Genomic DNA, 8,217 nt, shown 5'->3' with positions numbered 1-8,217 from the left:
GGCGACGGGGAGCGGCCTGCGGCACGACGGGGGTGGGACCGTAGCCGGCGAGGGCCTGTCGACGACGGGCCTGCGGGCCGGCAGGCCCTACATCAGCGCGACGGCAAGCGCCTTGCGGGCCCGCATCGAGGCCCGCTCGGCGCGCTGCCTGAGCTTGCGGGCCCGGACGACCCGGCTGACGAGCCGTTGGTTCTCGGCCTCGTGCAGCCTGTCTTGCATATGGGCACGGGCCAGGGATTCGTGGAGGAGTTGCATCTCGAGGATCCTGTTCTGGGTCTGAAGTTCGGTGGCCTGCTCGGCGCGGGCGGTGGGATCGACGGCGGCGGGGTTCATGTCGTGGTCCTGCTCGTGGTGCTTGCTCGGGAACGGGATGCGGGCTGCGGCATCGGCCTTGGCGGCGGCGATCCGCACGGATCGGCGGAGGGCGCTTTCCAGCGGGGGCTGCTCTCCCCGGCGGACGGCCCTGGCCTCGACGGCGGGGTTCACGCCATGACCTCGGTCTTGCGCGGACGGCCACGGGGACGCTTGCGGGCCACCACGACGCCCTGGACGAACAGCTCGCCACCCCAGACGCCCCACGGCTCACGCCGCTCCAGGGCGCCGGCCAGGCAGGCGTCCTTCACCGGGCAGGTGCCGCAGAGGGACTTCGCGTACTCGACGTCGGCCGGCGTCTCGGCGAAGAAGACCTCGGGGTCGAAGGCGCGGCAGGGGATGGGGAGACCGAGGGACTCGGCCTGCTCGATCGAGCTGAGCTGCATGGAAGGAACCTCCGGGGGGTCGGCCTGGTCGGCCTTGGTGATCTGGCTTGTCGGCGGTACGGACGGGGTGGGCGGTGTGATGACCGTGGACACTGTGGGCGTCTTCCTCGTCTTTTCTCAGTGGTTCCGGCCCAGGGGACTGGTGGTGCTGGGCCGGAGGCCCCGGAGGGCCTGGGTGGTCTTGCGTACCGGACAAAACAGAAGGGCCGCGGATCCCGGTGGTGACGGGTTCCGCGGCCCTGGAGGTGCCGACCTGAGGTTGGCTCAGGTTCGTTCTCTCCAGGGTTCAGGGCCGCGGAAGGCCCACATCCGGACGGCCTTGGCGCCCGCGAAGGCGGCCTTGGCCTGGTTAATCTGCTGCTCGTTCTGCTTCTGGGTGTTTCCGGCACCGATGACCTGCGCATAGCCGCCATGCATGGCGGCGGCTACAGCCGCCTTCGGTGCCTGGATCGGTCGCTCGTCGCGCACGGAGCACGACGTGCCGAACGACGCCCAGTCACGGGACAGACCGGTCTCGACAAAGGTGCCGTCGACGCTCCTGCTGCCCGTGAAGCACAGATCAGTGTGTCCAAGACCACTGACAGCGGGGACGACGGAGACACCGGTGGTGTCGAGACCCAGACCGGTTCCACCGAGCTCGGCGAGCGCCCGCAGGCGGGCGGCACACAGGGAGGCAGCGACAACGGTCTGGCCAGTCATTTTGGTGATCATGATGTTTCCCACTGTCTTCGCCTCCTCTCGGCGTCTCGCGGAGCCTGGTCTCCCTGGCTCCGAATGTTCGGATGTCTGTCTCGGTAAAGCTCTGGGTGAAGCTCTCGGGCGAGGGGCGTCGGCACAGGTTTCACCCCGTGCGACCGCGTCCCCTTGACCGCTCCGGCAGGCTATTGCGCTCCCGGCACGTGGCGCAAACTATTTTTCACGCGAGTTCTTCGGCACGTCACACAACGGGTTCCGAAGCCACCCGGACAGCCCCCGGGGCCGCGCCCGGACCGGCTCAGGCCGGATCGACCGGACCAGCGTCCTCGACGCCGTCCGGATCCTCCTCGGGCTCCTCCCCCGCACACAACGACAGCACGGCGGCCCCGTACTTGTCCAGCTTCATGGCGCCGACCCCGGAGATGGCGGCCAGCTCCCGGCGGCCGGCGGGCACGTCCTCGGCGATCGCCATCAGCGTGGCGTCGGTGAACACCACGTAGGCCGGCGCGCCCTGCTTCTTCGCCTGCCGGGCCCGCCACTCGCGCAGCCGCTCGTACAGCCCCTCGTCCATCGTGGACGGGCAGCTCTCGCAGCGGCGCAGCTTGCGCTCGACGGCCTCGGTGAGCGCCTTGTCGCAGACCCGGCACTTGACCGGTCCGCGGACCCGCCGCGCAGCGGAGCGCTCGCCCGGCTCGACGCCTCCTCGCCCGCCGCGCGCGCCGGTGCGCGCGCCCGGGGCGGCGGAGCCGGGGCGCAGCCCGTCCAGGAAGCGGCTGGGCTTGCGGCCGGCCCGGCCGCCCGGGGAGCGGGAGAGCGACCAGGAGAGGGTGAGGTGCTTGCGGGCCCGAGTGACGCCGACGTAGAGGAGGCGGCGCTCCTCCTCGACCTGCTCGTCGGTCTTGGCGTAGATGATCGGCAGCGTGCCCTCGGTGAGGCCGACCAGGAAGACGGCGTCCCATTCGAGGCCCTTGGCGGCGTGCAGCGAGGCCAGCGTGACGCCCTCGACGGCCGGGGCGTGCTGGGCGGCGGCGCGGGCGTCCAGTTCGGCGACGTAGGCGGCGAGGTCGGCTCCCTGGCCGGCCGCGGTGCGGGTGCGCTCGAACTCCTCGGCCAGCCGGACCAGGGCGGCCAGGGACTCCCAGCGGTCCCGGACGGCGCCGGAGCCGGCCGGGGGCTCGGCGGTGAAGCCGCGGGCGGCCAGCACCGCGCGGACCTGGCCGGCCAGGTCCGGGGCGCCGTCGGTGAGCGGGTCGGAGGCGGCCCGGGCGGCGCCGCGCAGCAGCACGCCGGCGTCCCTGACCTCGGGGCGCTCGAAGAACCGCTCCGCGCCCTTGAGCTGGTACGGGACGCCGAGGTCGGCGAGGGCCTGCTCGTAGACCTCGGACTGGCCGTTGGTGCGGAACAGCACCGCGATCTCGCTGGCGCGCACCCCGGCGGCGAGCAGCTCCTTGATCCGGCGGGCGGTGGTCTCGGCCTCGGTGGGCTCGTCCTCGTACTCGGTGTAGACCGGCTCGGGGCCGGCCTCGCGCTGGGAGACGAGCTCCAGGCGGTGCCGGGCGGCCTCGCCGCGGGCCTGGGCGAGCAGTCCGTTGGCGAGGTGGACGACCTGGGGGGTGGAGCGGTAGTCACGGACGAGCTTGACCACCGTCGCCCCGGGGTGCCGGCCGCGGAAGTTCAGCAGGTAGTCGGGGGTGGCGCCGGTGAAGGAGTAGATGGTCTGGCTGGCGTCGCCGACGACGCAGAGGCTGGCGCCGCCGTCGGGGCCGGTCCACTGGTCGAGCAGGCGCTGCTGGAGCGGGGAGACGTCCTGGTACTCGTCGACGGTGAAGTGCCGGTACTGGGAGCGGACCTGGTCGGCGATGTCCGGGCGGTCCTCCAGGATCGCGGCGGTGAGCAGCAGGACGTCCTCGAAGTCGATGGTGCCGCGGCGGCTCTTGGTCTCCTCGTAGACGCGGTAGACCTGGGCCGTCTCGGCCGGGTCGCGGGGGGCCTCCCGGCCGGACTTGGCGACGGCCGCGGGGTAGTCCTCGGGGGCGGTCTGGGTGACCTTGGCCCATTCGATCTCGGCGGTGAGGTCGCGCAGTTCGGTGCGCTGGACGCGCAGGCCGCAGCGGCCGGCCGCCTCGGCGACCAACTGGACCTTGCGCTCCAGGAGCTGGGGGACGGGGCCGCCGACGGCGCGCGGCCAGAAGTACTGGAGCTGGCGCAGCGCGGCGGCGTGGAAGGTGCGGGCCTGGACGCCGTCGGCGCCGAGCTGGCGCAGCCGGCCGCGCATCTCGCCGGCCGCGCGGGCGGTGAAGGTGACGGCGAGGACCTGCTGGGGGTGGTAGACCCCGCTGCGCACGCCGTAGGCGATCCGGTGGGTGATGGCGCGGGTCTTGCCGGTGCCGGCGCCGGCGAGGACGCAGACGGGGCCGTGCAGGGCGGTGGCGACGGCGCGCTGCTCGGGGTCGAGCCCGGCGAGCACGGCGTCCGGGCCCGTGGCGGCGCCGGGGTCGGCCCAGGGGGAGCCGTGGGGGCCGTCGTACGGGCTGCCGCTCAAGAGGTCTTCCTGCATGCGTTCCATCCTCTCAGCCCGGTGGGACAACCCGGGCGGGGTTGTCCACAGGCCCGGTGTGATCGCAGGATGATCGCTCCGCATGACGGTCGACGGCGTGCCGGAATGTCCTCCGCCCGGTGGACGTTCCTGCCGGAGACCGTACGCACCTCTCTTCCCAAGGAGCCTCCTCGATGTCCGGCACCGTGACGATGTACAGCACGACCTGGTGTGGGTACTGCAACCGACTCAAGAGCCAGCTGGAGCGTGAAGGCATCGGCTACACCGAGATCAACATCGAGGAGGACCCGGCGTCGGCGTCCTTCGTCGAGTCGGTGAACAACGGCAACCAGACCGTCCCGACGGTGCTGGTGACGCCGGCCGGCGGCGGCGAGCAGGTCGTGATGACCAACCCGAGCCTGCTGCAGGTCAAGAAGGCCCTGGCGGCCTGAGTCCGCCCGGTCCGAGCCGCCGGGCCGGCGCGCGTCACGGCGCGTCGGCCCGGGCCGGGTCGACGGGCGTGGCGGGGGCGGGCAGGGTGGTGCGGGCGCCGAGGTCGCCGACGCCGTAGACGAGTCGGCTGCGGTCGGCCGAGTAGCGGGTCTCGATGACCCGCACGGGCCCGCGCCGGTCGTAGGTGACGCGGGTCTGCACCATCAGCGGCACGCCGGGGCCGCCCTGGAACCACTGGGCCTCCTCGGGGCCGGGCATCCGGGCGACCAGGTGGTCGACGGCGCCGATCTCGGTGCGCCCGAGGGTGGCGAGCACCGCCTCGTCGCCGCCCTCGACGGGATCGGGTTCCATCAGCGGGGTGCCGGCGGCGAGGCCGGCCCGGTAGTGGCTCTCCTCGATCGAGTACGGCTCGCGGTCGAGCAGCCGCAGCTGGCGGCGGACCACGATGGCCTCGCCGGGGCGCAGTCCGAGCCGTTCGGCGATGTCCACCCGGGCCCGGACGATCATCATCTCGAAGTCGGTGCCGAGTTCCCGCCCGGCTTCGTCGGCCTCGCCGAGGTAGACGGCGGAGGGTGCGGCGAGGCAGTCGCGCGGTGCGGCGGGCGGGCAGGGTCCGTAGGCGCGGTGGTCCAGGACGGGGTGTTCGCGCAGGTACGTGCCCTTGCCCTGGAGGCGGACCAGGCGGCCCTCGTTGACCAGGACGTCGACGGCGAGCCGGACGGTGTTGCGGGCGACGCCGTACTGGCGCTCCAGTTCGCTCTCGACCGGCAGGGCGGCGTCGGCGGTGAACTCGCCCTCGGCGATCCGGCGGCGCAGGTCGGCGGCGAGGCGCTGGTATTTGGGGGATTGGGCGGTGCCCCGGGGGATTGTCACCCTCGTGAATGTAGCGAGCGCGGTGAGCCGGTTTCAGCCGTTTCCGGCAATATCGTCCGAGCGGGTTGACCGCGGGCCCGCGCAGTCGACTCCCAGTAGCAGAACTGGCCCGTCCTGATACGAACAGCTGGTCGCGGCGAATTCGGGAAGGGGTTGGAACGGAAAAGGGGGGCGCATGGAATTGTCCACGCGCCCCCCTTTCGTACGGACCCTCTTCGTGCGGGCCCCCTTCGCACGGGCCCCTTTCCGACCGGCCCCTTTCCTACGGGGCTACCAGCGCGCCGCCGAGGGCAGCGGCTCCCCGTACCAGAGCTCGACCAGGTGCCGGGCGATCGAGATGCCGGACGGCGGCAGGATCTCGCCCGCCTCCATCCCGGCCCGCAGCTCCTCGCGGGAGAACCAGCGCGCCTCGGCCAGCTCCTCGCCGTCCACGGTGATCTCGGTGCCGCCGGGCAGCGCCCGGCCCGCGAAGCCGAGCATCAGGCTGGACGGGAACGGCCAGGGCTGGCTGGCGACGTAGCGCACCTCGCCGACCCGGACGCCCGCCTCCTCGTGCACCTCGCGGGCCACCGCCTGCTCGATCGACTCCCCCGGCTCGACGAAGCCGGCCAGCGTCGACCAGCGGCCCTCCGGCCACAGCGCCTGGCGGCCGAGCAGGCAGCGGTCCTGCTCGTCGGTGATCACCATGATCACCGCCGGGTCGGTGCGCGGGTAGTGCTCGGCCGCGCAGGAGGTGCAGCGCCGCACGTGCCCGGCGCCGGCCTTCTCGGTCGGGTGCCCGCAGCGCGAGCAGAAACTGTGCAGCCGGTGCCAGTGCTCCAGCGCCACGGCGTGCACCAGCAGCCCGGCGTCCCGGTCGGACAGCAGCCCGCCGACCTCGCGCAGCCCGGCCGGGCGGGCGTCGCCGTCCAGGCGCCCGGGCAGGCTCTCGCCGGCCAGCGCGAAGTACGAGACGCCGTCCTGGTCGGTGCCGAGGAAGTACCGGTCGCCGGTCTGCGGCGCCTCGAAGGAGGGCAGCAACACGAGCTCGGTGCCCTGCGCGGTGTCGACCACGAACGCCTCGCCGCCGGCGATCGGCAGGACCCGGGTGCTCGGGTGGCTCCAGGCGGCCGCCAGCCAGGGCTCGTCGAAACGGTGCTCGGCCGCCCGGTCCACCCCGGACCGGGCCAGTGCCAGGTGCAGCGGGCGCTCGGTCTCAGGCACGGTGCTCACGTCTGTTCCATCCCCACGTGGTGAATCATCCGGATGAGTGATCTGGCTGCCATGGTGCACGCAGCGGGGGTCATGCCCCCGGCCGGAAGTTCTCGGCCAGGTCGCCCCAGAGGTACGCGGCGGTCTCCACACCCTTGGCCAGCAGGTCCAGCTCGACCTTCTCGTTGACCGAGTGCCAGCCGTCCGAGGGCACCGAGATGCCGAGGAACAGCACCGGCGCGCCCAGCACGTCCTGGAGGTCGGCGGCGGGGCCGGAGCCGCCCTCGCGGGTGAAGAGGATCTTCTGCTCGAAGGCCCGCCCCATCGCGCGGACGGTGGACTGGAGCGCGGGGTGGTCCAGCGGGGTCAGGCAGGGGCGGGTCGCGCCCGGGAAGACCAGTTCGTACCGGATGCCCTCGGGCACCTGCTCGGCCACCCAGGCCCGCACCGCCTCACGGACCTTCTCCACCTCCTGCCCGGCGACCAGCCGGAAGGACAGCTTGAGGTGGGCCGAGGCCGGGACGATGGTCTTGCCGCCGGGGCCGGTGTAGCCGCCCCAGATGCCGTTGACCTCGGCGGTCGGGCGGGCCCAGATCCGCTCCAGGGTGGAGTAGCCGGCCTCGCCGCGGGTGCCGTACGACTTGGCGACCTTCAGCCACTGCTCCTCGTCGAAGGGCAGCTCGGCGAACAGCTCGCGCTCGCGCTCGGTCAGCTCGATGACGCCGTCGTAGAAGCCGGGGATCGCGACCCTGCGGTCGGTGTCGTGCAGGGCGGCGGCCATCTCCGCCGCGACCTGGGCCGGGTTGGGGACGGCGCCGCCGAAGGAGCCGGAGTGGATGTCGGTGTCCGGCCCGTACAGGTCGACCTGGGCGTCGGCCAGGCCGCGCATGCCGGTGCAGACGGTCGGCGTGGTCGCGGACCACATGCCGGTGTCCGAGATGACGACCACGTCGGCGGCCAGCCGCCCGGCCTCGCGCCGGACCAGGTCGGCGAAGTTCGGCGAGCCGGACTCCTCCTCGCCCTCGATCAGCAGCTTGAGGTTGACGGCCGGGGCGGTGCGGCCGGTGGCGGCCAGGTGGGCGCGCACGCCCAGGGTGTGGAAGAACACCTGGCCCTTGTCGTCGGCGGCGCCGCGCGCGTACAGCCGGCCGTCGGCCACGGTCGGGGTGAACGGCTCGGTCTCCCAGCCGTCCTCCCGGGCCGCGGGCTGCACGTCGTGGTGCCCGTAGACCAGGACGGTCGGCGCGGACGAGTCCCCGGAGGGCCACTCGGCGAACACCGCCGGCAGTCCGTCGGTCTCCCACACCTCGGCCACCGGGAAGCCGGTCTCGCGCAGCTTGGCGACCAGCCACTCGGCCGAGCGCCGCACGTCACCGGACCGGGCCGGGTCGGCGGAGACCGAGGGGATGGCCAGCCACTCGGAGAGGTCGGCGAGGAAGGCGGCCTGGTGCTGATCGATGTAGGAGCGGACGACGCTGTCCGGGGTTCTCGTCATACCGACGACTGTAGTTCGCCCGTGCGGGTGCCCGCCCCGGCCGTCCGGCTGCCGGGCGCTCCGGGGGCTGTAACCTCCGTCACCCCCGTCGCGGCGGTGACGCGCGACGGGGGTGTGTCATTGGCACGGACTGGCCCTGGACGGGGGGCCGTTCGCGGGGTGGGATCCGTTTCCCGCCCACGACGACGGTGTCCTCGTATGGGTCCGGCTGGACT

At 73.0% G+C, this 8,217-nt stretch carries 8 protein-coding genes and 1 pseudogene; 2 read left to right on the top strand and 7 right to left on the bottom strand.

Going from position 1 to position 8,217, the window contains the following annotated elements:
* Positions 1-87: 87 nt before the first annotated feature.
* The 4 genes from ACFU7Y_RS34565 to ACFU7Y_RS34550 all read right to left on the bottom strand — a co-directional run bounded on the left by ACFU7Y_RS34565 (position 88) and on the right by ACFU7Y_RS34550 (position 4,020).
* Positions 88-486: a hypothetical protein gene (locus tag ACFU7Y_RS34565; protein ID WP_308020300.1), complete on the bottom strand. Its 399-nt coding sequence runs from the start codon at positions 484-486 to the stop codon at positions 88-90.
* Complete coding sequence (locus ACFU7Y_RS34560; RefSeq protein ID WP_374120130.1) at positions 483-851, bottom strand: WhiB family transcriptional regulator; 369 nt, start codon at positions 849-851, stop codon at positions 483-485. The genes ACFU7Y_RS34565 and ACFU7Y_RS34560 overlap by 4 nt, the downstream gene beginning before the upstream one ends.
* 171 nt (positions 852-1,022) lie before the next feature.
* Positions 1,023-1,481: a hypothetical protein gene (locus tag ACFU7Y_RS34555; protein WP_380770733.1), complete on the bottom strand. Its 459-nt coding sequence runs from the start codon at positions 1,479-1,481 to the stop codon at positions 1,023-1,025.
* A gap of 271 nt (positions 1,482-1,752) precedes the next feature.
* Positions 1,753-4,020 carry an ATP-dependent DNA helicase UvrD2 gene (locus tag ACFU7Y_RS34550; protein WP_380770732.1) on the bottom strand — a complete coding sequence of 756 codons (2,268 nt, stop codon included), beginning with the start codon at positions 4,018-4,020 and terminating at the stop codon, positions 1,753-1,755.
* Between the two features lie 164 nt (positions 4,021-4,184).
* Here ACFU7Y_RS34550 and ACFU7Y_RS34545 point away from each other — a divergent pair, with 164 nt between their 5' ends.
* The gene (locus ACFU7Y_RS34545) at positions 4,185-4,442 is read left to right on the top strand and encodes a mycoredoxin (protein WP_224285395.1); all 258 of its coding nucleotides are present in this window, start codon (positions 4,185-4,187) and stop codon (positions 4,440-4,442) included.
* Positions 4,443-4,476: 34 nt separating this feature from the next.
* Here the strand turns inward: ACFU7Y_RS34545 and ACFU7Y_RS34540 are convergent, their stop codons facing one another.
* The 3 genes from ACFU7Y_RS34540 to ACFU7Y_RS34530 all read right to left on the bottom strand — a co-directional run bounded on the left by ACFU7Y_RS34540 (position 4,477) and on the right by ACFU7Y_RS34530 (position 8,002).
* Entirely contained in the window at positions 4,477-5,316 is an 840-nt protein-coding gene (locus ACFU7Y_RS34540) for a GntR family transcriptional regulator (protein WP_380770731.1), read from the bottom strand.
* A gap of 270 nt (positions 5,317-5,586) precedes the next feature.
* On the bottom strand, positions 5,587-6,528 hold the full coding sequence (gene nudC, locus ACFU7Y_RS34535) for an NAD(+) diphosphatase (protein WP_380770730.1): 942 nt from the start codon (positions 6,526-6,528) through the stop codon (positions 5,587-5,589).
* Positions 6,529-6,598: 70 nt separating this feature from the next.
* Complete coding sequence (locus tag ACFU7Y_RS34530; RefSeq protein ID WP_380770729.1) at positions 6,599-8,002, bottom strand: dipeptidase; 1,404 nt, start codon at positions 8,000-8,002, stop codon at positions 6,599-6,601.
* Between the two features lie 106 nt (positions 8,003-8,108).
* Here ACFU7Y_RS34530 and ACFU7Y_RS34525 point away from each other — a divergent pair.
* Positions 8,109-8,217 (top strand): annotated as a pseudogene (locus ACFU7Y_RS34525) (2Fe-2S ferredoxin); the annotation flags it as partial.

The organism is Kitasatospora sp. NPDC057542, from assembly GCF_042801945.1.
Taxonomy (GTDB): Bacteria; Actinomycetota; Actinomycetes; order Streptomycetales; family Streptomycetaceae; genus Kitasatospora.
Note: the sequence above shows the minus strand (reverse complement) of the source record. Positions and strands in the feature narration are given on the sequence as shown.

Bases quoted from the DNA above. Each gene is read 5' to 3' on its own strand.
- ACFU7Y_RS34530 (WP_380770729.1), bottom strand. From the start codon at position 8,002: ATGACGAGAACCCCGGACAGCGTCGTCCGCTCCTACATCGATCAGCAC.
- ACFU7Y_RS34545 (WP_224285395.1), top strand. From the start codon at position 4,185: ATGTCCGGCACCGTGACGATGTACAGCACGACCTGGTGTGGGTACTGC.
- ACFU7Y_RS34550 (WP_380770732.1), bottom strand. From the start codon at position 4,020: ATGGAACGCATGCAGGAAGACCTCTTGAGCGGCAGCCCGTACGACGGC.